General features: G+C 61.6%; 18 protein-coding genes. 12 read left to right on the top strand and 6 right to left on the bottom strand.

All coding sequences use genetic code 11. The features are described 5' to 3' along the window. Positions 1 to 79: 79 nt before the first annotated feature. The 3 genes from ABAC460_RS38680 to ABAC460_RS38670 form a co-directional block, all read right to left on the bottom strand. Positions 80 to 1,321: a glycosyltransferase gene (locus ABAC460_RS38680; RefSeq protein ID WP_023454105.1), complete on the bottom strand. Its 1,242-nt coding sequence runs from the start codon at positions 1,319 to 1,321 to the stop codon at positions 80 to 82. Beyond that, positions 1,318 to 3,072 carry a glycosyltransferase family 2 protein gene (locus tag ABAC460_RS38675; RefSeq protein ID WP_023454104.1) on the bottom strand — a complete coding sequence of 585 codons (1,755 nt, stop codon included), beginning with the start codon at positions 3,070 to 3,072 and terminating at the stop codon, positions 1,318 to 1,320. The genes ABAC460_RS38680 and ABAC460_RS38675 overlap by 4 nt, the downstream gene beginning before the upstream one ends. A gap of 68 nt (positions 3,073 to 3,140) precedes the next feature. Further along, a complete protein-coding gene (locus tag ABAC460_RS38670) occupies positions 3,141 to 4,295 on the bottom strand; it encodes a polysaccharide pyruvyl transferase family protein (protein WP_023454103.1) in 1,155 nt (384 codons plus the stop codon). A gap of 179 nt (positions 4,296 to 4,474) precedes the next feature. On the opposite strand from ABAC460_RS38670, the gene ABAC460_RS38665 reads away from it, so the two are divergent. From ABAC460_RS38665 to ABAC460_RS38650, 4 genes are all read left to right on the top strand, one after another. Beyond that, a complete protein-coding gene (locus tag ABAC460_RS38665; protein ID WP_023454102.1) occupies positions 4,475 to 5,923 on the top strand; it encodes a polysaccharide pyruvyl transferase family protein in 1,449 nt (482 codons plus the stop codon). A gap of 98 nt (positions 5,924 to 6,021) precedes the next feature. After that, entirely contained in the window at positions 6,022 to 7,176 is a 1,155-nt protein-coding gene (locus ABAC460_RS38660; protein WP_023454101.1) for a polysaccharide pyruvyl transferase family protein, read from the top strand. Positions 7,177 to 7,401: 225 nt separating this feature from the next. Further along, positions 7,402 to 7,752, top strand: coding sequence for a hypothetical protein (locus ABAC460_RS38655; protein ID WP_023454100.1), 351 nt, complete (start codon positions 7,402 to 7,404; stop codon positions 7,750 to 7,752). Between the two features lie 233 nt (positions 7,753 to 7,985). Further along, complete coding sequence (locus ABAC460_RS38650) at positions 7,986 to 8,795, top strand: hypothetical protein (protein WP_023454099.1); 810 nt, start codon at positions 7,986 to 7,988, stop codon at positions 8,793 to 8,795. An 80-nt stretch (positions 8,796 to 8,875) separates the two neighbouring features. Here ABAC460_RS38650 and ABAC460_RS38645 read toward each other — a convergent pair whose 3' ends face one another. Next, positions 8,876 to 9,619 (bottom strand): hypothetical protein, encoded by a 744-nt coding sequence (locus tag ABAC460_RS38645; RefSeq protein ID WP_023454098.1) that lies wholly within the window; start codon positions 9,617 to 9,619, stop codon positions 8,876 to 8,878. 423 nt (positions 9,620 to 10,042) lie between these two features. Here ABAC460_RS38645 and ABAC460_RS38640 point away from each other — a divergent pair, with 423 nt between their 5' ends. From ABAC460_RS38640 to ABAC460_RS38620, 5 genes are all read left to right on the top strand, one after another. Continuing rightward, entirely contained in the window at positions 10,043 to 12,124 is a 2,082-nt protein-coding gene (locus ABAC460_RS38640; protein WP_023454097.1) for a hypothetical protein, read from the top strand. Positions 12,125 to 12,127: 3 nt separating this feature from the next. Then, positions 12,128 to 13,492, top strand: a complete 1,365-nt coding sequence (locus tag ABAC460_RS38635) for a glycosyltransferase family 4 protein (protein WP_023454096.1) — start codon at positions 12,128 to 12,130, stop codon at positions 13,490 to 13,492. Between the two features lie 176 nt (positions 13,493 to 13,668). Beyond that, entirely contained in the window at positions 13,669 to 14,445 is a 777-nt protein-coding gene (locus ABAC460_RS38630) for an ABC transporter permease (protein ID WP_023454095.1), read from the top strand. Positions 14,446 to 14,463: 18 nt separating this feature from the next. Beyond that, complete coding sequence (locus tag ABAC460_RS38625; RefSeq protein WP_023454094.1) at positions 14,464 to 15,210, top strand: ABC transporter ATP-binding protein; 747 nt, start codon at positions 14,464 to 14,466, stop codon at positions 15,208 to 15,210. 19 nt (positions 15,211 to 15,229) lie between these two features. Further along, a complete protein-coding gene (locus tag ABAC460_RS38620) occupies positions 15,230 to 16,402 on the top strand; it encodes a glycosyltransferase family 61 protein (protein ID WP_023454093.1) in 1,173 nt (390 codons plus the stop codon). On the opposite strand, the gene galE is transcribed toward ABAC460_RS38620, so the two are convergent. Further along, entirely contained in the window at positions 16,403 to 17,383 is a 981-nt protein-coding gene (gene galE, locus ABAC460_RS38615) for a UDP-glucose 4-epimerase GalE (RefSeq protein ID WP_023454092.1), read from the bottom strand. It abuts the gene before it with no gap. Between the two features lie 105 nt (positions 17,384 to 17,488). Then, positions 17,489 to 18,739, bottom strand: coding sequence for a glycosyltransferase family 2 protein (locus ABAC460_RS48380; protein ID WP_023454091.1), 1,251 nt, complete (start codon positions 18,737 to 18,739; stop codon positions 17,489 to 17,491). A 44-nt stretch (positions 18,740 to 18,783) separates the two neighbouring features. Here ABAC460_RS48380 and ABAC460_RS48375 point away from each other — a divergent pair, with 44 nt between their 5' ends. From ABAC460_RS48375 to ABAC460_RS38605, 3 genes are all read left to right on the top strand, one after another. Then, a complete protein-coding gene (locus ABAC460_RS48375; RefSeq protein WP_023454090.1) occupies positions 18,784 to 19,947 on the top strand; it encodes a glycosyltransferase family 4 protein in 1,164 nt (387 codons plus the stop codon). Between the two features lie 122 nt (positions 19,948 to 20,069). Then, on the top strand, positions 20,070 to 21,221 hold the full coding sequence (locus tag ABAC460_RS38610) for an efflux RND transporter periplasmic adaptor subunit (RefSeq protein ID WP_023454089.1): 1,152 nt from the start codon (positions 20,070 to 20,072) through the stop codon (positions 21,219 to 21,221). 1 nt (position 21,222) lies between these two features. Then, positions 21,223 to 24,363, top strand: a complete 3,141-nt coding sequence (locus ABAC460_RS38605; RefSeq protein WP_023454088.1) for an efflux RND transporter permease subunit — start codon at positions 21,223 to 21,225, stop codon at positions 24,361 to 24,363. Positions 24,364 to 24,462: the final 99 nt, after the last annotated feature.

The raw sequence follows: 24,462 nt of genomic DNA, 5'->3' as shown, positions 1-24,462 counted from the left end.
CGGATCGATACGCGCTCTGGGTACGCGGGTAATACATCCCCCATACCAAACGCACCGCGGGCCGTCACCCCAAAACGGGTCAGGCCGTCGCGCCGTAAATACCGGTAAGCTGATCCATGATGCCACGGTTATAGGCGTCCAGATCGAACGCCGGCACCGTTACCTGGATATCGCCATTGATGATCCCGCTCAAACGCGAGGCCAGGCTGCCCGGATTGGCGACGACAAAATGTTCGCCATGGACGCCCTTTTCGACCTTTTCGGCCATGCCGCCGACATTGGAAACCAGGGCGGGCACACCCGACAGGCGGGCCTCCTGCAACACCACCGGCGCGTTTTCCCACCACACCGACGGCATCACGATCCAGTCGCAGTCGCGCATCAGCCCGACCACATCCTCGCTCTTATAGCCGCCATTGAGCGTCACCGTCGGGAACAGATCCTCGATCGTCTCGGACTGCGATGCGAAATATTCCTGGTTGGCCTGGCCATGGGCCGTGCCGTACAGCACCACGCGGATCTTCTCCAACGTGGTCTCCGGCAGCAGCTTCATCGCCTTCAGCACCACGTCCACACCCTTGAACGGGGTGAACTGGCCGAAATAGCCCAGGACCAGTGGCCGGTCCTCACTGTAGGTTTCGACCGGAACCTTCGACGGCGCGTCGGCGCCATAGCGCACCGACACCAGGTTCTCGACCACATGCAGACGATGCGCATCGACGCCGAATTCGGCATAGCGTTTGGCCAGGAAGGCGCTGGGCGAGATGATCCCGTCCAGCGAATTCAGCGCCTTCAGGATACGTTCGCGGCGCAGGAAAAAGAAGCCCGACGGCGTTCCAGGGAAGCACTTGGCGCATTCCGATGGCGACGACGCATAGCACAGCTCCTTGCTGGTCTTGATCATCTGACCGTAGTGGTGGCAGATGCCACCATATTCGTGCAGGGTCAGGAAGACCTTGACGCCCTTGTTTTCCTTGATCTCCTGGATGACGTCCAGGCCGATACCGAAATAGTGGTGGAAGTGGATCAGGTCGGGTTTGAAGTCCCCGATCATCTCATCCATGTCCTTCATGACCTGCTGAAAGTTGCGCGCGGTCAGGCGGAAGTCGTCGAAATCCGCTCCGACCCACAGCAGTTCGTCCTCACGGCCGCGAAAGGCGCCGAAACGGCCGTCGTGACCGATATTGCCGTGCGGTGTCAGCGCCACGAACAGGCAGTCATGCCCCTGAGCCTTCAGGGCGTGAAAATGCGCGATGGCGGCGTTTTCGGCCCCGCCCTTGGTGATATCCGGGTGGGAGTGGGCGACGACAATAAGTCTCACAGCAGGTCTCCGCGGCTGGCCAGGAAGTCTTCCCATCGGTTGGAAAACAGCTTGCTGTTCTTAAGGGTGAAGAAGGCGCGCGCGCCGCCGCCGATCAAGCCGATCGACTGGCGCTCCAGGTGATACATGCCCGGGCCGTCGACCAGAAGCACCCTGTGGCCGTCCTTGAGCCGTTGCAGGCACAGATCGACGTCCTCGAAATCGCCGTTGATGAACGACGAGTCGAAATATTCGACGGCGTCGCCGTCCTGCTTGTCGAGCAGCATCATGGCGCCGGTCACCGCGGTCGCGTCGCGCACCGTGATACCGTCATTGCGGTAATGCAGGCCTTTGCGGATGTGATCGGCCAGGACCAGGCCGGCATAGATGTCGCTTTTCAGGAACTGGATGCCGACATGCTGGATCGTATTGTCTTCGAACAGCAGGGTGAAGCCGACGATGGCGCCCGGATGGTCGCGCAGCACCTCAACCCCGCGCACCAGGGTGCTGTAGTCGCGGATATAGGCGTCGGAATTCATGAACAGGATCTTGTTGCCGTCACCGAAATGGGCGCCGACATTGCTGGCGGTGGCAAACCCGGAATCGCCCGTGGTCTGGACCAGCTTGATCGGCTTGGTCAGCTTGCGGGCGTGGTTGGTCAGATACTTCTTCATCGAAGAGAACAGCGAACGGTCGTCGCACACGATCACCCACTGGAAGTGGTCGGGCGAACGCTGCTGCATCTCGACCATGTCGAGCAGAAAGAAGTCGGTGCCGTAGAAGGGCACCACGATCGACACCTCGGTTTTGTCGGTCGCCGGCACCAGGTCGTAGACGACGGCGTTGCCGATCGCCTCGGCGATGTCCTTGCGCTGGCGCTGCGGCGAATTGGTCGCGTCGAAGAACAGGCTCAGGTCGCCCGGCCGTTCCTCGCAGATCTGGCGCACCACGTGGCCTGCCAGGTCCAGCCCCACCGAACCCGTATTGCCGCGACCGGCCAGATCCAGCGGCGTGGCGAACACGCCGTCCGCCCCTTCGGCGACCAGGACATAGTCGCCCTGTGGCGCGGCCAGTGGTACCCACGCCGTGAAGCCGTGGGTATTGGTCCGGACCTGGACGCCCATGCCCTTGAGGTGGTTGGAGACGTCGACCCGTTGTTTGGCATACAGGTTGAGGTCATACAGGCGAAAGTCGTTGAGATCGTACAGCGACAACCTGTACTGGCTGACGTCGGGGAACCAGCCATCGATGATCAGAGCCACATTATCGAAGACACCGACCGCGTCCAGATGGATAGATTTGACACCGCTGGGAAGCTCTTCGCCCGCCAGGCTTTTCAGCAGGAAGCGCTCCAGCGAATTCTCCGGCATCAGTGTGCCGATCTGCGCCGCCACCAGACCATGGAACGGCAAGTCTGCGACCGTCTTCCGGTCCAGCTTGATGACCTCGGCCTCGAAAGCCCGTGACGACCCCACCATCTCGACCCGGACACGCTCGAAGCTCGAGGTCAGGCGCAGATCTTCGGCGAAGGTGATGCTGTAGCGCGCCACAAAGCCGCGCGCTTCGTCGTCCAGGCCGAAGCCGAGCAGATAGTCCACGACGTCCTGGCGGTCGTGATAGCTGACATTCTGCAGTCTCAGGCCGGCGCCGGTGTCCCCCACGCGCAGATTGGCCAGCGAGGCCTCTCCCTCGGTGGTCCAGCCGGTGACGAAGACATAGGCTTCCTCGTCAAAAACCGTGTAGATTTTTTCTATATTGAAGTCGGTAATCATCTGCCACCTCGCGGCCGGCCCGAAGGGAGAATTGCGCCGCGGACCGGGGATCCGCGGCGCCGTAAGCCTTATTCGCCGGCGATCTTGCGGACGTGCGCCACCGGTTCCAGACCGTTGTTGCGCAGGAAGGTGACGTAGTTCTGGGCCCGCTCGCGACGATCGGCGTCATAGGCGTCGCCGTCGAACTTGATCAGCTTTTTCAGGTTGCTGCGGGTCAGATGCTTGTCGGCCAGTTCGCCCTTGGTCAGGACCGGCACGCCGGTCTGACGGCACATTTCCTCGGTACGCGAGTCGATGGCGACGACACAGCCCATCTTGCCGGCCTGGATGGCCAGCTGGGTGCCGTGATAGCGCGGCCCGATGGTCAGGTCGTAGCGGGTCAGCGAATCCATCCACGCCGGAATGTCGTAGAAGGAGCGGGCATAGGTACGGCACCACGACTTGAATTCGTCCATCGTATAGTGCGGCACGGTGTGCTGGCGGATCTTGTCCAGCGTGTTCGGATCCATGTCGTTGAACAGGCCGCGCGAGATCTTGATCATCTCGGTCATCGACTGCACGACATATTGACCGAACGCCGTCGGATCCATCATCAGCGCGATCAGCTGTTGCTCGATGGGACGGATATCCGTCCATGACTGGTGACCGCCACAGACCGACAGCGAACGCGGCACGGGGATCGAATCCCAGTCTGCCTGGATCGTCTGGCCCAGGTTGACATCGTGCGAGATGAAGTGCGTGGGACAGCCGCCGACGATGGTGTCGTCAACGCCAAAACGGGCCAGCTGCTGCGAGGTGAACGGCCCGCGTGTATAGATGTTGGAGGTCGAACCGAAGCGCTTCTTGGTCAGCGCCTGGACCCAGGCGATCGTGCCTTCCTTGGGGCTGACATCGGCTTCCATATTGTCCGCCTGGGCGCCCAGGCCGATGGCGATCACCGGCTTGTCGACGGCTTCGATGATGGCCGCAGCGCCGGTCAGATCAGTATGCTTGCCGAACTGGTTGGCGCACGGAATGACGATGGCGTCGTACTGGTTCAGCGTCTCGGCCTTGGTGGCCCACGACGTCCAGTGGAAGTCGGCGTCGATCTGGTTGGAGATGGCATAGACAAAGGCCAGGTTGCCGTTATTGTGGCCGATCGCGGTATTCAGGAAGTCAAATGGCTGATTGGAATAGAGCCCGAGATCTTCAATTTTCCACAGAAAAGCAATTTTCTTCCTCAAAATCAGCTCCTTAGACATACCTGGCCATAATGTTGCCGGGCACCATATAAAAGCCCCCTGCATGAGTCTAGGGGAAATCGCCGCGCGATTGTGCAGACGCGAACGCACTTGTCATCTTACCGCCCGTGATATATCCGACCTCTGCGTCCGCTTGTCCAAATCCTGGGGTCCTGAGCCTTATGTCAAATAACGGGTCCGAATTCTGGATCGACCAGTTGACCGTCGAAAAGGTGGTTTTGAGCGGCCTGCGCGCCGACGCCGCCGCGCTGGAAGGCGGGGTCGACCTGTTCGTCGATGATCTCCCGTGGGCGCGGCTCTACCCCCTGGCCCATGCCAACGCCGTCCAGGAAGCGGGCGGCGTCCTGACGATCGAGATGCAACTGCCCTACCGGGTCGGCGAAGGCTTCGACCGCCCGCGCCTGCGCCTGGAGATGGCGCAGACCGGTGAGCCGATCGGTCATTCCGCCTCGCGCCCCCTGCCCCGCAAACGCAAGGCGCGCGCGCTGGTCCTGATCCCTGCCGGCCACCGCTACGACCACGATAAGGTCCGAATGCACGACTGGCCGGTGTCCCAGATCATCGACACCTATTCGAACATCGGCGACCTGATGGTTTACGATTCGACTCTGAAGCTGCTCGATTTCGAAGATATCGAGGTCGCCAACATCGTCGACTTCAAGGATGCCGACGTCGACCGCTACAACTCCGAATTCGACTTCGCCTTCCTGCGCGGCTCGAACTTCATCCACGAATATATGGACTGGGCCCGCGCCGGCGAACTGATCGAACGCCTGCAGATCCCGGTCTTCGCCATCGGCGTCGGCGCCCAGGCCGAGACGCGCCGCCCGATCGACCTGCCACCCGAAGGCCAGCGCGTGTGGGCGGCCATCGCCGACAAATGCGGCTCGATCGGCGTCCGCGGTATCTATTCTGCCGAGGTGCTGGCCCACAACGGCATCAAGAATGTCGAGGTCGTCGGCTGCCCGTCCCTGTTCCGCCGCCGCGACCGCAACCTGGTCCTGGACCTGAAGCACCAGGCCGATATCCGCCGCATCGCCTTCAGCCTGCGCCGCGAAACCGGCGGCAACTACTGCCGCGACCTGGAAACCTACCTGACGCTTCAGCGCGCCTTCATGCTGCGCCTGGACCAGGAAAGCCATATGACGGTTACCCTGCATGGCGAGCGCGAGGAAAAGGCCTATTTCTTCCGCGACCACGACCGCGAGCTTCAGGTGCGCGAGACCCTGTTCGAGGAAGACTGGTTCCAGGAAGCCAACATCTTCCAGATGGAAGACATCTATCGCAACCGCATGTTCTTCAACACGACGGTGGCGCAGTATGACGACTTCATCGTCACCCAGGATTTCGCCATCGGCTACAGAGTGCACGGCATCCTGCCGGCCCTGGCCAACGGCATCCCTGGCATGCTGGTCGATTACGACGAACGCAGTGCCGAGCTCGCGGAAACCCTCAACATTCCGCTGATCCCGGAAAGTGCCCTGAAGGATGCTTCATGGCGCGATTTCTATACCCGCGATGCCTGGAGCCGGTTCATGCGCGGCTTCACCGAAAAGTACGACACCATGCGCAACTATTTGACAAAAAATGGTGTGCCCCATAGGCTTTAACCCCGGCCTCGCCCCATGCCGGAAAAGGATTGGGGCAGGCTTTTTCCGACAATAGCGCCTCCCTACCCCTTCCCCGGCGAAACCTTTCAGGATGTTTTATGAAAAAGAAGATTGCTCTGCTTTGGGAATCCAAGGACCTCGGTCTTTATTCTAATAAGAAATTTGACAAACTCTATGCGGGGATCGGCCACAATAACGGTAACCTGGCCTTCGTCTATGCCATTGCCAACCAGCTCGACGCCCAGATCGTCTATCAGCCCTGGCATGCCAGCGCCGAAAAGCTGAACACCTACGATGCCGTCGTCATCCCCAGCGCGAACCAGTTCGGCAAGCATACCGATCTGGGCGGACTGGCCGAAAGCTTTGCCAAGATCGAAAAGCCGATCATCTCGATCGGCCTGGGCGCCCAGGCCGACAGCATGGAGCACGACGTCACCCCGACCGAAGGCACGGTCAACTGGGTCAAGGCGATCGACGCCCGCCGCTTTGGTTCGACCTCCAACATCTATACCCGTGGCCCGTTCACCTCGCGCCAACTGGCCCGTTTCGGCTTCGAAGACACTGTGGTGGGAGGCTGCCCCACCCACTTCATCTCGACCAATACCAAACTGGGCAAGGCGATTGAATCCGGCTGGAAAAAAATCAAGATCCCCCGCTCGCTGTCTGTCTGCGCCGGCCACCAGTCGTGGGGTAAGGTCCGCCTGATCGAGCAGCAACTGATCTCTCTGATGATGGATTCGGCCGCCATCGGTCAGTACGTCGTCCAGTCGATGAGCGACATGATCAAGATCTCGCGCGCCCTGTTCGACGACGTTGATCCGGTCGTTCTGGATCGCATCCGTGTCCACACCGTACCGCACTACACGATGGATGAGTTCAAGGCCTGGTGCCGTACCTATGCACGCTCCTTCTACGACGTGCCGGCGTGGATGGACTCGCTGACCCGCTACGACCTGACCATCGGGCCCCGCTATCACGGCACCCAGTTGGCCATCCAGGCCGAAAAGATGGGCTGCGTCGTCGCCATCGACTCGCGGACCGAGGAAATGTGTCGCCAAACCGGCGTGCCCGTCCTCACCCTGGCCGACCTGGAAAAGGAACCGATCACCCGCAGCAGCCTGAAGAAGCTGATCCAGTTCGACGGCGAAGCCTATGACACCTTCCGCCAGGAACGCGCCCAAAACTATGTCGCCTTCCTGGAAAACAACGGCCTGACGCCCAAGCCATTCCTGAAGAAGATCGCGGGAATCTGATCCCAATTGATTTTTTACAATGCTAAAGCGGCCGCGTTTTCGCAACGCGGCCGTTGCAGCCCTCACCTGGCAACCCCAGGTAGGCCAAACCTGCGTCACCACGGCCACACCTGTGTGCCATAGTTTTGCATCGCAGCGAATTTGCCGTTGATTTGACTACGCTTTCGGTCTGAATAGTTGCTGTGCAAAGTGCGTATTTTCAACTCCTGAAATTTGAGATCCAATATGATAAGAGGCGCCATTGACAGCGTTCACCCCGACAAAATCGGGGGATGGATTTACAGCGAAATCGGAAGCCTGCGCGGCAAGAAGGTCCTGGCCTTTGTCGGCGGGCTGTGCGTCGGGTCCGGTGAAATCGGTTTGTTTCGCCAGGATCTGGCCGATGCCGGCCTCGACGAAGGCTATGTCGGCTTCAACTTTGACATCACCCTGCCCAGCCGCGACAAGCTTTCAAGCGTCGTCGTCAGCCTGGAAAACAGCGATCTGTTCCTTAAACAGGCTGACGCCGTGGTGGGCGCGCCCGCAGTCGCTCAGGCCGGCGGCGCCACCTATCCTGGACAGCGCCGGACTTTCTGACCACCAGAAACAGTATAAGCCGGCGCCGCTCAAGCCTCCCAAGACACCCGGTTGTCAAAATCTTTTGAGTAGGCCTATAGTTGGGGCGTATTGCGTCACGACGGTCACATCGTGGTTCACCATGGTGCGGCGCGAAATCATTTTTGTTGATCTCGCCGCCGAAATGGATTGAATGACGCCCAATCAGTAAATTCTGCGTATTCACTCAAAGCTATCACGAGACCAGGACTGCAATGATCAGAGGCGCTATCGACAATGTGCACCCGGACAAGATCGGGGGATGGATTTTCAGCGAACAGGGCAGCCTGAAGGGCAAACGCGTGCTGGCCTTTGTCGACGGCCAGTGCGTCGGCGCCGGTGAAGTCGGCCTGTACCGCCAGGACCTGGCCGATGCCGGCATGGATGAAGGCTATGTCGGGTTCAACTTCGACATCAGCCTGCCCAGCCGCGAAACCCTGCCAAGCGTTATCGTCAGTCTGGAAAACAGCGATCTGTTCCTGAAACAATCGACCTCGATCGTCGTCGACTCGGTGGCCACCTATGCCGCCGCCGCGCCGTCCGAGACGCCGGCCGGCGGTCACACACCGGCCTCGATCGAATGGATGCTGGCCACCGGATGGTTATCCAAGGCCGATGCCGACTTCCTGAAATATCTGGCCAGCGTCGGTTTCTTCACGCGCTCGCTGCGCAAGGGCAAGAGCGAGGTCATCGCCGCCGAGGCCGAGGCCGAGCGCCTGTTTTCGATCTACAACACCCGCACGACCAAGGTCAGCACCCGGACCCTCAATCTCAGCGACCTGGCCGCCAAGCGCGGCGAACTGCTGGCGGGTCTGGCCGTGCCGTTCGTCGCTATTTCATCGGCATCGGGCATTGTTCGGGTTGCCGAAGGTTCGAACCAGGCCGGCTACGCCCGCGGCTCCGAGAACCTGTCGGCCCTGCCGGCCAACAAGTGCAGCCTGGATATGCTGATCTTCCTGGACCTGCGTTCGGAATTCGTCTGCGAAGGTGGGCGTGCCGCCCGCCTGTTCGTGGTCGAAGCCTGAACCTGACATATCGGCCTTGCCGAATCTTCAGGCCCGAAAGCGGAAATCGCTTTCGGGCCTGAATCTTTCTTGTCCAGCCTTCAGTTCAACAGGCCAATCACGTCCGGACGGCTGAAAACCTCATCCACCAGAGGCTTGTCGCTCTCGGCCTGGGCCTTACGGAAGCTTTCAACGCAAGCCTTGTACTGTCCGGCGCTATCGGGCTGCGGCTCCAGTTGCCGGCGCACCGTCATGCCCGGAAGTGCGGCATCGGCCATATGGACGGCCTTCAGCCAAGTGGCATCATCCGCCCGCTTGCTCAGCCCCTGTTCCAGGTCGACAATCGCCTCATGCTGCCCGTGCAGAGCGTAAAAAACCTGAGCCTGAACATTGCCGCGGGTATCGACCACCTTGCAGCCCAGGGTGACATAACGGACACTGCGATAGTCCAGTACCTCCCGGTCATATCCCTTGAAGGTCAGCAGCCGGCTTTCCGCACGGTCGGGATAGACGGCAACGCCGGTGGCGGTGCCGACGGCAATCGCCGCGAACATGGCCACGATGCCCGCCACGAGAAGGCCCTCACACCAACCCTTCAGACGCTCGCGCCATTGGGTGCGGCTGAGGAGAAACAGGACAACGCTGATCGCTATCAGCCCGGCGGTTACCACATGGCTGCGGACCGGCCACCAGAACGGCGGCCTGGGCTGGCTGCCGGTGTAAAACAGGTAGTGATCCTGCAGGATTCCGGATTCGAAAAAAAGCCCGTAGAGTATGACCAGAAAGAGGAAGGTAAATTGCATGGTGTTGCGGCCAAGCAAAAACCCTTTGATGCGTGATAACATGGTACCTGTCCCGCCGCGCGCCGGCCTGTGGATTGTTTCGGGCGCCGCCTGCGTTTCAGTGACAGAGGGCGTCAACGATGGCAATCGTGTTTTTGTGTATCAATTCGTGTTCCCCATGTTGCAGGGCACAACAAGATCGGCCATTGCCTTGTGGCCTGGAAAATTGTCTATTATAAACCGAAGTTTGCCAGTGTCGTGATTTCGCAGTTCCTGCGATTTCGATACAGGCCGTGAGACGAATTTCTAAATCAGAACGACACCTGGCTTTCATGAGATTGCCAGTGTCTTCTGTTTTTGAAATGCGCCGCAGGCCGATATCGGGAACGCTCGGATTTCGAGGTCGTGATACTGGAGCGATCAGCCCGCCGGGGGGCCGGCGCCGTTGACGCATTTGATCCAAATGACATTTGACACGAGTTGGACATGAATTCTCCCGCGACGCCGGAAAACGAGTACGAGCCCGAGATCTTTTATGAGAACAACTCCGTTTCCGGCGTTGTCATACAGACGCCGAAAATGGAAACCGCCAACCCGGCGGCGTCGCAAAAGCCCGCCGGCCCCAGCTACGAAGGTCGCGTCGACTATTTCGACCTGAACATGAGCGTCAACGGCTGGGCCCTGAACCTAGGTGATACCGAGGCGCCCGTGACGCTGGAACTTTGGGCCGATGATCTGTTGCTGGGCAACTGCGAGACCGGCCTGGCGCGTCCGGACGTGCTCAACGCTTTCAAGTGCGAGGGTTTCCCTGGCTACGCCTTCGAAGGCGATATCCTGGCCAGAGCCCGCAGCTACCAGGAAATCAACCCGGGCGTCGTTTTTTCGATCCGCCCGGCGCAATCCACCTTCCTGCTGAAATTCACCAATTCCACGCCCACGGCCGGCAGTGAGTCCATCGACGACGACGAGCCCGAAAGCGGTGCCGACCTGACCCTGCTGGGCCGGCTGTCGGCCCTGGAGAGCGAGGCGCACGGCCTTTACGGCATCCCGGTCCGTGCCGATTCCTGCGTCGGCTTCATCGAAGCCATGGCGCGCGACGAAAACAACCTGGTCTGGGTTATAGGCTGGATGCAGCGTGACGGTATGGTCGACCGGCCGGTCATCATCCAGGACGATACCAAATACGCCGGCGGCTTTGTCTACACCCTGTTCAACCGTCCCGACCTTCCCGCCGAAGCCGCGGGTTTCGTCGGTGTGCTGCAGACCGACTGGCAGCCTTCGGCAGAGACCACGCCGATTTTCTTTATCCAGATCGGCACCGGCCGGCACCTGCGCGCCGTCTCACCCGTCAACATCGTTCCCAAGTCCACCCTGGTATCGTACGCCCGCCCTCACTGGCAGACGGCGGAGTCGAAATACACTTTGGGCCTCAAGCAATTGGTCGCCCAGTCGCAATCCTGGGACATCCTGCCGGAAGACTATTCGGCCGAACGTATGGCCGTCGAAGAAATCCAGGTCATCCCGAAATTCGGTTGTTTCGTCACCGGATGGGCGATCAGCCCGACCAAGACCCTCGACACCCTGCATCTGCGCGCCGGCCAGACCGTGATGTCATGCGATCCGTCCGTCATCACCTTCAAGCCGCGTCCCGACCTGGCGACCCTGCTACCCAATGCCGACGACGTGCTGCAGCGCGCCGGCTTCTCGGCCTTCTTCGAAGGCGATATCGACGACGCCGACATCGGCGACCTGCGGCTCAAGATCGCCTACACCGACCGGACCGCGCTTAACTTCCAGATCAGCCCCAAGCAGGTGCGCAAGATCAATCATTCGGGCGCGGCGGCCCGGCTGCAGAACATCTACCCGACCATCATGGCGGAACCCTTCTTCCCCCGCATGGCCAAGGCCCTGCGCCGGCTGGACAAGCTGCGGGCGCGCAACATTACCGTGCTGCACGCGGCGCCGACCTCTCACGCCCTGGTCTTTGCAGCACCGCGCAGTCAATCCGACATTTACCTGATGTTTGCCGGCATCCGCGAGCATGTGAACCGGTTGGACAAGGACACCGGCGTCGTCATCCTGGCAAGCTCCGACGAGTTCCGGGCAAATATCGTCTTCCATTTCAACGAATTAAAGGCCTTTACCAACCATCCCGTCAGCCTGGTTTTCATCGAAGATGTCCGCCTCGCGGCCTATGCCGTGCCGGCGGTTCTGGAAAAACATATCCAGGCGCGCACCTTCGTCTTCGTCGCCAGCTCCAGTTACCTGTCGCCAGCTGGCTGGGCAGCCGCGTCCCAGGCGCGTGATGGCCTTACCTTCCTCGACATCCGCAATCCGGTCCAGCTTTCCGCCCCGGGCCAGGCGAGCTTCGGCTGCTTCGCCTGGAATGTACCCGGGCTCAAGGCCTATCTCGACCGGACCGATACGCCGGCCGGCGGACTGGACAGCCTGCCGCCTGCCGAAAAGCTGATGACCCTGGCCAAGCGCGTTCCCGACGCCGCCAACGCCCTGTTCGTTGCCTCCCCCTCCCCGCTTCTGCACGCCATCAACAGCCGGTTCGAGAGCTAGTCCGTGAAATCGCCCCAAACTCCCAAGACCACGTCGTCCAAAATCACGTCCGACTCCGTCTCGCGCCAGATTGCTGCCGCAACCGCCTCACCGCCCTTTGCCGACGCCGGTCCGGGCTCTGGAAAGCGCATCGCGATCGTCAGCCACAGTCATCCGTCGATCAGCAAGGGCGGCGCCGAAATTGCCGCTTACACCCTGTTTCACGGCCTGCGCCGCCTGGGCTACGACGCCGTCTTCATCGGCGCCTGTCAGCAGGGCCAGCGCGGCAAGATCGAACTCGGGCCCAACGAATATGCCTTCTATTACGATCCGCACATCTACGATCACTTCTATCACCTGGCTTCCGGCGACGTCACCGCCCAGTTACTGACCCTGATCCGCGACCTGAAGATCGACCTGATCAACTTCCACCACTTTTACATCATGGGTCTGGCTGCCTTCAAACAGGCCGCCCAAGAAGCCAGCGTGGTCTTCACGATCCACGAATTCCTGTCGATCTGCCATAACCACGGCCAGATGATCACCCGCCCGGCCCAGATCCTGTGCAGCGCCAGTTCGCCCAATGCCTGCGGCACCTGCTTCCCGGAATACAGTTCGCAGCAGTTCGCCCTGCGCAAGCAGAACTTCCTCGACAGCCTGACCCTGGCCGACGCCTTCGTGTCGCCCAGCCACTTCCTGGCCGAGCGTTTCGTTGACTGGGGCCTGGAAAAAGACCGGATGAACGTCATCGAAAACGGCCTGATGTACCTGCATCCGCCGCACCTGGCCCAGCACAGCGACAACCATATCTGGAAATTCGGCTTCTTCGGCCAGATAAACCCGTTCAAGGGTGTCGACATCATCCTGCAGGCCTGCGAACTGATCTCGAAGAAGCCCGACCTGGCCACCGGTATCCGCATCCTGATTCACGGCAACCTGATCGGCCAGTCCGATGCTTTCGTGAAGAAGTTCGAGGCGGCGCTGGAGGAGTATGACTTCCTGTCCTATCTGGGCCCCTACAACAACAGCTCCGTCAACAGCCTGATGGAAAACTGCGACTACATTCTGATGCCCTCGCGCTGGTGGGAAAACTCACCCGTGGTCATCCAGGAAGCCTATGCCGTGAAACGCCCGCTGATCTGCACCGGCATCGGTGGCATGGCCGAAAAGGTCATCAACAATGTCAGCGGCCTGCACTTCGCCTTCAACGACCCGGCCGACCTCATGGCCGTCATCGAGAAGGGTGCGTCGGCCGCTGTGCACAGCGCCCTGGTTCAGGGAATTCCGGGCGTCTTGACCGCTGACGACATGGCGCGGCAATACCTCAAGGTGTTCAATGGCATAGGCGAACCCGCCCGGGAACAACCTACCGCCATCCCCGCAGAGTAAGCGGTCCGGTCGGCACTCAGGTTTTCATATTGCAAGTGCGAAGAAAACCTGAAATGAATGAATTCGCAGCTTGGGTCGTGGCTTGCGCCGATGACGTTTTGCTGTAGAAGCAGTTGGACGGCGCGGGCGGCATCTGTCCCCCTCACCTGTCACGCAGCCAGTGGTTAGACATTCGAATGAACAAGACTTTTACCGACCTGCGTAAGGGATTCGGCCTCTATCGTATCTGGCTCTATCAAGCCTATCACGAATTGACGGCGAAATACCGTCGGACCTTTCTCGGACCGTTCTGGATTTCGGGCGGCATGATCGTTACGTCGGTCTGTCTGTCGGTGGTGTTCGGCGAAATGATGCACCAGAACCTGAAGGACGTGCTGCCCTACATCATGGGCGGCATACTTTGCTTCGGCCTGGTGAGCTTCATCCTGATCGACGGAACGGAAATCTTCCTGCGCCACGGCGGCGACATCAAGAACCACGCCTACCCATTCACCTATTACATCTTCGAGACCATGGCCAAGGAGTTCATGTTGTTCCTGAACAACGTGGTCGTCTTCTATGTAGTCATGGTTCTGATCGGCGCCGCCAATATCCCTCACTGGAGCATTCTTCTGGCCTTCCCGGTGGTGATCGTGACCGGCATCACTTGGGGTTCGGTGTTCGGCATCGCTGCGGCGCGCTTCCGCGACCTGCGGTTTATGTTGCCCTATGTCAACCAGCTGCTGTTTTTCCTGACGCCGATATTCTGGCGGCCGGATTCCGTACGCGGCAACATGATCCTCACCAAGATAAACCCGTATTTCGGCCTGCTGGACATCATGCGGCAGCCCTTGCTGGGCAATCCGGCCGATGCCCACATGTGGTACCTTGCCCTGGGCTCCATGGTCACAGGGATCATCGTCTGGCTGATCGTCTTCTCCATGTTCCGCCGCCGCATCCCGTTCTGGGTATAGAGTATTCAAGGATCGACCATGTCGAATATCGTCGAAATCAACGGCGTCGAGCTAAGCTACCCGATCTACTCCATCCGTGCCCACTCGTTGCGCAACACCCTGGTTAATCTGGCTATCGGCGGCAAGCTGCTCAAGGACGGCCAGGACGTTATCCACATCCAGGCCCTGCACAATATCAGCTTCACCCTGGGCGAAGGCGACCGCTTGGGCGTGATGGGACACAATGGCGCCGGCAAGTCGACCCTGCTGAAGGTCATTGCCGGCATCTACGAACCCGACCGTGGCTCGGTGAACGTCAAGGGCGATATCTCCTGCATGATCGACATCGGCCTGGGGCTGGACTCCGCCCACACCGGCCGTGAGAACATCTTCAACATGGGGCGGATGCGCGGCATCGGCCGCAAGGAGATCGAGGCCAGCATGGAAGCCATCATCGAGTTCTCGGAACTCGGCGCCTTCATCGACCTGCCGGTCCAGACCTATTCCGCCGGCATGCGGACCCGACTGGTGTTCAGCGTCGCCACGACCCTGAAACCCGACGTCCTGCTTCTGGACGAATGGATCGGCGCCGGCGATGCCTCCTTCCACGAGAAGGCCGCCAACCGCATGAACAGCCTGTTGGAAAACTCGCGTGCCATGGTCCTGGCCACCCACAGTTTCGGCATGGTTCAGAAGGTGTGTAACAAGCTGCTGGTACTGGATCAGGGCCGTCAGATCTATCTCGGTTCGGTCGCTGACTACGACCCTTCGACCCTGAAACTATAGGCGCCCGCGCAGGCGCATCATGTCCGGCGGCTACAGCTTCACCACCCTGGAATCGATCATCGCCGCCGGCGATCACGACCCCGCGTCCCTGGGCGCGCGCAACTTCGTGAACAGCGAATACCGGGTGTCATTCCGCTGCGTCGCCGACAATCCGCCGCCCGTCGACGATGCCACTGCCCTGCTCCCTGTCGACGGTTACACCCGACTGGAAACCGGCTACCGCAACGCCATGCGCACGCCCGGTTACCTGGCCAACGGTATATTCACATTCCAGGACTACGGCTTCTTCGAAGCCTGCGCCCAACCGATTCACATCCCGCGTCGTGAGGCTTTGATGGGGGAGCCCATCTGCTGGGGCATCGACTTCGCCGACTGGCACGCCCGCACCCACGACCTGGGCGAGGTTCTGGACAGATCGGTCGGCTACCTCGACCAGTTGAAACAGAAGCTGCGCAACCAGATGGTCGGGGGCGCGGCGGTGGTCATGTCCGCACCGGGCCAGGAAATCTACGGCCATTGGCTGCTGGATGTCGTGCCCCGTCTGTGGACCTTGAACCAGGCGGGCCACAACCGGGAACCCATCCTGTTCCAGGCGATTCCCGAATGGGCATCCTATTTTCTCGATATTTTCGGCATCGATCCGGCACGCCTCCGCCGCCATCCCGCGCGGCTGTTCCGCGTCGAACATGCCCTCATGCCATCGGCATCCAAGTCAGGCTTTCGTCTCGGCACGGCGTCCCTGAGCGCTGCCTTGGCCGTGGTGCGCGACGCCCACAAGCCGGTCGATCTGCCGGCCGGGATCAGGGGCGAAAAGATTTTCTTCAGCCGCCGCAGCCTGGCGGCCAGTTCACGCCGCAGCGTCGTCAACATCTATGCCGTCGAGGCCGAAGCCGCCCGCCGCGGCTATCGTATTGTGGCGCCGGAAACCCTGACCATCGCCCAGCAGATCGAGCTGATGAAGTCCGCCCGGATCGTGATCGGCGAGGATGGCAGCGCGTTGCACAACATTGTCTTTGCGCCGAAGGGGGCGCGCCTCGGCGTGTTGAACCTGCCGGGCCGTGACAATCTGTGGCATCTGAGCCTGTGCCACATGCTGGATCATAAGGCCGGCTACCTGGACCTGCCGGCCGATCCCGAATGGCCGCTGGACCTCGGTAGGTTCAACCAGTTGCTGGACGCGCTGGAAGCCTGATCAGTACGGCCGCACCTGCTGCCACTTGGCAGCCGACTCGATCAGCGTCTTCAGGTCGCTGTATTTCGGCGTCCAGTCCAGGGTCGCTTTGATCTTGCTGACATCGGCAACCAGGATTTCCGGGTCGCCGTCGCGGCGCGGCCCCAGGCTGTAGGGCACCGGCCGACCCAGAGCTTCCTCGGCCGCCTTGATGACCTCCATCACCGTCAAGCCTTCACCCGTGCCGACATTGAAGGCGTCGCTGCCGCCACCGGCCATCAGCCGCTCGATCGCCGCCACGTGCGCAGTGGCCAGGTCGATGACGTGGACATAGTCGCGGATGCAGGTCCCGTCCTTGGTGTCGTAGTCCGTGCCAAACACGGTCAGGGGCGGTGACTTGCCCAGCGCCGCCTTGCAGATCAGCGGGATGAGGTGCGTTTCCGGTTCATGGCTTTCGCCGACCTCCCCCTCCAGATCAGCCCCGGCGGCATTGAAATAGCGCAGCACGATGGTGTTCAGGCCATGCGCCTGGCCCATCCAGTGCAAAGCCTGCTCGAAAGCCAGCTTGCTGGCGCCGTAGGGGTTGATCGGGTTCTTGGGATGATCTTCCGCAATCAGGCGTGTCTGCGGCATGCCGTAGGTCGCGGCCGTCGATGAAAACACCAGCGACTTGACCCCGCCCTCGACCAGGGTGGCGGCAAAGTCGGTCGCTGCCGAGACGTTGTTGTCATAATATTTGGCGGGATTGCGCGTGCTCTCGCCGACCAGGCTGTAGGCGGCGAAGTGGATGGCCGCCTGGATATCGTATTGCTTGATGGTGTCGAGAATAACGGCGCGGTCGCGCAGGTCAGCCTTCACCAGCGGCCCCCACTTGACGGATTCGGCATAGCCGGTTGCCAGGTTGTCCAGGGTGACCGGCAGGTATCCCGCCTGATGCAGCACCTTGCAGGTTTGAGAACCGATATAGCCGGCGCCGCCGGCGACCAGAATGGCTTTCGTCATAAATCCAACCCCTGAAAATATCGTGGCTTTTGTCTGTGCGAACCGAGTTCTGCCCCACCGCCCCCGCCGCTGTCAAAACCTAAAGCATGACAAAGGCCTTAATTTTCAGATGGCAAGCGCCTGGTCAGTATCACGGCGCAAGGTCGCCGGATAAAACACGGAGGTGCGCGCCGCTTCCGGGTGGCGGGCGACATAGGCCCGCAGTTCGGCCTGGCGGCGTTCCCGCTCGGCGGGATCATCGTCGCGGCGGCGGCTCTGGCCTTCCTTGTGCAGCAGGGTGGCTTCGGGGGCGTAGACAATCTTCAAGCCGCGTTCGCGCACGCGCAGGCACAGGTCGACATCGTTCAGAGTGACCGCAAACGCCTCGGCATCAAAACTGCCGACGGCCTCGAATACATCACGCCGGATCATCAGGCAGGCACCGGTGACGGCATCGACCTCGCCCGGCCTCGCCAGATAGGGATGAACCTGCCACACCTGCGGCGCCACACCGCGCCAGGGGTGGCCGGGTCCCGGCACAAGGTTGGACGCCACACCGGCATGTTGCAGGGTACGATCGGCATAGAGCAGCCTCGCCCCGACGGCCCCGACATCCGGCCGAGTGGCATAACCCCGCATCGCCGCCAACCAGTCGCCATCCAGCGCTTCGACATCATCGTTAAGGAACAGCAGCAGTGGATGCTGCGCCTGAGCCGCGCCCTCATTGCACAGGCGCGAGAAATTAAACCCACCCTCATCCCGGATCAGCTTCACATCCGGCCGCTGCGAGAGTTCGGCCAGAAGCGCCAGCATCGCCTCATCGTCGGCGCCGTTATCCACGATGATGATCTCGGTTTCGACCGTCTTGTTCAGCGCCAACGAGTCGACACAGGCGCGCAGCATCTCGGCCCTGATCTTCGTCGGAATAACGATCGACACGCCGGCGGACGACAATTCAGGCGCTAGCTTCAGCGGCGGGCGCAGCGGCAGTTCTACAGTCTTCGTCGCCTCCCCCATCGCCATACCGGTAATACCGCCTGAAGGGCGCCGGTTCAGCCGCGACCAGACCGCGTCCCACAACCGCCCGCTCTTGACCAGACTGACAGCCTTCGCGGCATAGGCCCCGATCCGATCGGAAAGCGCCAGGCGCGTCAACGTCACCTCCGACGCCTTGGAGCGCAGCCAGAACCGGTAGCTCCTCGGCGGCACCATGATATGGATATCGCAACCGTCATGGACGTAGACCACGCTGCGTTCGCCGGTTACCGTGTCGGTCATCTCGACCTCGGCCAGATCGTTGGCCTGCAACCGGTATTGGCCGCTCAGCCGGAGCGCGCCGTTCAGGCTCAGCAGGTCGAAAATTGCGTCTGACGTCATTGTTCTATAGTACCGAAGGTGCACCGGTTGGCGAGACTCTTTCTATGGCGATTCTGAAACGCGTACTGGCTGGCCTGCACCGCACAGCATCTGGCCTGCGTTTCGCCGCCCGCTCTCGGGCCTGGCAGCCCGCCATGTCACGTCCCCGCCCCCAACTTGATACCGTCCTGATCTCCGGCTTTTTCAACGAAGCCCTGGGCATTGGTCGCGCCGGCGCTTTAATCGCCAACGGCCTGGAAGCCAAGGGCATTACCGTCGTCCGCGAAGACCTGCGTCCCTTTGACCGCGGCCTGCTGACGCGCGGACCGTCGCTCCTGCCGTCGGGCGCGCCGGTCTGGCTGATCCACGCCAATCCGCCGGAAGCGCGCATCGCCCTGTTCACCCATGCTGGCTGGCAAGACCGTTATCGTATCGGCTACTGGGCATGGGAATCGAGCCGCGCGCCGGACGCCTGGGCCGATGTGGCGCAGTGGTTCCATGAAATCTGGGTGCCCAGCGCCTTTGTCCGCGATGCCGTCGCCGCCATCCTGCCCGCCGATCAAGCCGCCAAACTGAAGGTAGTCCCGACACCGGTCCCCATCCCACCACCCAGCGAACGCGGCGGAGGCCCCGTCACCGCCCTGACACTGTTCGATCCGCGCAGCAGCTTCAATCGCAAGAACCCGGCCGGCGCCATCCAGGCCTGGTTGAAAGCCCTCCCCGAGCCCGGCGACGTTCGGCTGATCGTCAAAACCCTGAGCGGCGCCGAAAGCCACACTCAGTTCCAGGCCCTGCAAACCCTGGTCACCGGCCGCGACGATATCGTGTTCATGGCCCAAACCCTGGACGACGCTGCCACGGCGCGTCTGATCGCCGATTGCGATATCCTGATCTCGCTCCATCGCGGCGAAGGCTACGGCCTGCCCCTGGCCGAAGCCATGGCGCTGGGCAAGGCCGTGCTGGCGACGGGCTGGTCGGGCAATCTGGAATTCATGACGCCAGACAACGCGATGCTGGTGCCATATCGCCTTATCCCGGCCGATGCCGGTTATAACGGTCCATCGGCGCAATGGGCCGATCCCGATATCGACGCTGCGGCAACGGCTTTGAAAACCCTGCTCACAAATGACAGTCTGCGCACTCAACTCGGCGCTCAGGCTCGAACACGCATGACACACATCAACGACGCCTGGTTGAGCGCGCCGAACAAGACACAATCGGAAAATTAACCGGTTCCCCTCTCGCGGACTCAGGCTTTGTACTTTAAGGGGTTTTTCGCGGGTTTTTCCATCAAACGCCGCCGGATTTTCCGCACTGCAGCGTTTAGCCCCGAGATGTATCCGAGGCCCCTATGTTCCAAGCCGTTTCCCGCCTGTTACCCCTGCTCGCCCTGTCGGCACTGTGCTTAACCGCCTGCGGCAAGAAGGCGGATGATACCAAGGGCGCCCGCGGGCCGGCCAATGTCGGCTTCATCACAGTCGAAACCCGCCCGATCAGCCTGACCCAGGACCTGGCCGGCCGCACCTCGGCCTGGCTGGTTTCCGAAGTCCGTCCCCAGGTCAGCGGCATCGTCAAGGCGCGCCAGTTCACCGAAGGCGCCGTGGTTTCGGCCGGCCAGTCGCTGTACCTGATCGACCCGGCCACCTACCAGGCAGCCTACGGCTCGGCCCAGGCCAACCTGCAACAGGCTGAGGCGACGCTTGACTCCGCCCGCACCAAGGCCGCCCGCGCCGCCCAGCTGATCACCATCAAGGCCATCAGCCAGCAAGAGCATGACGACGCCGTCACGGCCCTGAAACAGGCCGAAGCCGCCGTCGCCCAGCAGCGCGCCTCGCTGCAGTCGGCCGGCATCAACCTGAACTACACCAAGGTCGCCGCCCCCATTTCCGGCCGCATCGGCAAGTCATCGGTAACGCCTGGCGCCCTGGTCACCGCCAGCCAAGCGACGCCGCTGGCCACCATCCAGGACACCTCGAAAGTCTATGTCGACATCACCCAGTCCTCGGCCGAAATCCTGAAACTCAAAAAAGCCGTCGCCTCCGGCAAGGTCGGCGCCGTCGACCAGGCCGATGTCCAGCTCCTGCTGGAGGACGGTTCGACCTACCCCATCACCGGCAAGCTGCAGTTCTCCGATGTTTCGGTCAATCCGTCGACCGGCGCCGTCACCCTGCGCGCCGTCTTCGCCAACCCCGACGGCCTGCTGCTGCCCGGCATGTTCGTGCGCGCCCGCATCGTCACCGGCAATGTCCCGGACGCCGTCCTGGTGCCCCAGAACGCCGTGGCGCTGGATCCACGCGGCGGCGCCAGCGTCCTGCTGGCCGGCGCCGACAACAAGGCCAAGAAACAGAATATCGCCGTCGCCGAAATGATCGGCAAGGACTGGCGGGTTACCTCCGGACTGAAACCCGGCGACCGGGTGATCACCGACGGTGCCCTGAACCTGCGCGACGGCGCCGCCATCAAACCGGCCCCCGCCAAGGCCGCAAGCGGAGCCGAAAAGTAAGATGTTGTCGCGTTTTTTCATCGACCGGCCGATCTTCGCCTGGGTCATCGCCCTGGTCATCATGCTGGCCGGCGCCCTCAGCATCCTGCGCCTGCCTGTCGAACAATATCCCGACATCGCCCTGCCCCAGGTGCGGGTCCAGGCCAACTACCCCGGCGCGTCGGCGAAAACCGTCGAGGACTCTGTCACCCAGATCATCGAACAGGGCATGACCGGCCTGGACCGGCTGAAATACATGACCGCCCAGTCTTCGGACAATGGCGGCGCCAACGTCACCCTGGTCTTCGAAGCGGGCACCGATATCGACGTTGCTCAGGTCCAGGTCCAGAACCAGATCCAGTCGGTGATCAACCGCCTCCCCCAGGACGTCCAGGCCCAGGGCGTGCGGGTGAACAAGGCGTCGAACAACATGCTGATCGTGTTCTCGCTGTACTCGACCGACGGCACCCTGACCAATGCCGACCTCGGCGACTATCTGGTGTCGAACCTGCAGGACACCCTGGCGCGGGTCGACGGCGTCGGCGAAACCAATGTTTTCGGTTCCGGCTATGCCATGCGCATCTGGCTGGATCCCGACAAGCTGGCCGGTTTCAACCTGACCCCGGCCGACGTGATAACGGCTATCCGCGGGCAGAACGCCCAGGTTTCGGCCGGGCAACTGGCGGCTCAACCCGCCACCGACGACGTCGCGCTCAACGCCACCATCACCTCGCAGTCGCGCCTGACCACGGCGGCCGAGTTTGCCAGTATCATCGTCAAGAGCGATGCCTCCGGCGCGACCGTCTATCTGCGCGACGTCGCCCGCGTCGAACTGGGTCAGCAGAACTACGAATCCTTCAGCAACCTGAACGGTAAGCCGGCCACGGGTATCGCCATCAGCCTGGCGACCGGCGCCAACGCCCTCAAGACGGCCGAACTGGTCAAGGCCAAGATGGAAGAGCTGTCCGAAAGCTTCCCGTCCAATATCGAATACGCCATCCCCAACGACTCGACCGACTTCATCAAGCTGTCGATCAAGGAGGTCATCAAGACCTTGATCGAAGCCGTCGTCCTGGTTTTTGTGGTGATGTACCTGTTCCTGCAAAGCTGGCGCGCCACCCTGATCCCGACCATAGCCGTGCCGATCGTGCTGCTGGGCACCATGGGGATTTTGGCGGCCTTCGGTTTCTCGGTCAATCTGCTGACGATGTTCGGCTTGGTCCTGGCCATCGGCCTGCTGGTCGACGACGCCATCGTTGTGGTCGAAAACGTCGAACGCGTGATGCACGAGGAAGGCCTGTCGCCCAAGGAGGCGACCCGCAAGTCCATGGACGAAATCACCGGCGCCCTGGTCGGCATCGGCCTGGTGCTGGCCGCCATGTTCGTGCCCATGGCCTTTTTCGGCGGCACCCAGGGCATCATCTACCGCCAGTTCTCGATCACCATCGTCTCGGCCATGGCGCTGTCGGTCGTGGTGGCCCTGGTGCTGACGCCACCCCTCTGCGCCACCCTGCTCAAACCGGTCGACCACGAGAAGCGCCACAAACGCCTCAACCTGTTCGACCGCTTCTTTAACGGCTTCAACCGCAATTTCGACCGCGCCAGCCGCGGCTATCGCGCCGGCGTCGGCGCCATGATCCACAAGCCGATCCGTTATCTGCTCGTCTATGGCGCCGTGATCGTTGCCTGTGGTGTCATGTTCAAGATTCTGCCGACCTCCTTCCTGCCGGAAGAGGACCAGGGTTTCATGCAGACCATCGTCCAGTTGCCGCCGGGGACCACCACCAAGGTGACCCAGGGTGTGGTCGATAAGGTGGCCGCCTATCTGATCAAGGATCCGACGGCGCGTTACGTCTTCTCCCGCACCAACGGTCAGAACCAGGGCCAGGTCAACATCCGCATGAAGTCGTTCGAGGAGCGGCATGAAGAAGACATGCGCGTGCCCGCCGTTATCGAGCGCGCCCGCAAGGAGTTTTCCAAGCCGGAATACCGCAGCGCCCGCATCATTCCGACCCAGCCCCCCGTCGTGCGCAGTCTAGGCGATGCGTCGGGCTTCTCCTTCGTCATCAAGGATGTCGGCGGTGTCGGCCCCGAAGCCCTGCTGCAGGCGCGCAACGATTTCATCCGCCGTGCCGGCGAAGACCCGCGCGTGGGTTCGGTCCGATCGGGCGGCCAGGACTTCACGCCGCAGCTCAAGATCGACATCGACAAGACCGCCGCCGGCGCCATGGGCGTCAATGTCTCCGACATCAACGCCATGCTGAGCTCGGCCTGGGGTGGTTCCTATGTCAACGACTTCATCGACCGCGGCCGCGTCAAGCGCGTCTACGTCCAGGCCGACAGCCCCTACCGCATGCGGCCGGACGACCTGAACCGTTGGTATGTCCGCAACCGCGACGGCGCCATGGTGGGCTTCTCGGCCTTCGGATCGTCGCGCTGGACGACCGGCACCCCGTCGCTGGAACGCTACCAGGGCTCGCCGTCAACCGGCGTCCAGGGCATGCCGGCGGAAGGCCAATCGTCCGGCGCCGCCATGCAGGCGGTCGAAGAACTGGCGCGCGACCTGCCCCAGGGCACGGCGATCGAATGGACCGGCCTGTCGCTGCAGGAACGCGAGTCGGGCGCCCAGGCGCCGGCCCTGTACGCCCTGTCGATCCTGGTGGTCTTCCTGTTGCTGGCGGCCCTGTACGAAAGCTGGACCATTCCGTTCGCCGTGGTGCTGGTCATCCCCCTGAGTATCCTGGGGGCGCTTCTGACGACCTGGCTGCGCGGACTGGACAACGATATCTTCTTCCAGGTCGGTTTGCTGACCACGATCGGCCTGTCGTCCAAAAACGCCATCCTGATCGTCGAATATGCCCGTCTGCTACACCAGGAGCGCGGCATGACCCTGCTTGACGCCACCCTGGAAGCCGCCCGTATCCGTTTGAGACCGATCCTGATGACCTCCTTTGCCTTTACCTTCGGCGTGCTGCCTCTGGCCCTGGCGACGGGCGCAGGCTCGGGCGCCCAGCGCGCGATCGGCACGGGTTTGATCGGCGGGGTTCTGACGGCGACCTTCCTGGCCATCTTCTTCGTGCCTCTGTTCTTCATGCTGGTGCAGAAGCTGTTCAAGCATGACAACCTGCCTCAGGACCTCGCCGCCAAAGGGGGCCAGGCATGAGCAAGCAAGTGAAGCCTCCTCTTTCTTATCCCTCCCCGTTATACGGGGAGGTGGATTGTTTGCTGAAAGCAAACGAGACGGTGGGGGATTTGGCCCGCC

Origin of the sequence: Asticcacaulis sp. AC460, from assembly GCF_000495795.1 — a bacterium.
Lineage (GTDB): Bacteria > Pseudomonadota > Alphaproteobacteria > Caulobacterales > Caulobacteraceae > Asticcacaulis.
Note: the sequence above shows the minus strand (reverse complement) of the source record. Positions and strands in the feature narration are given on the sequence as shown.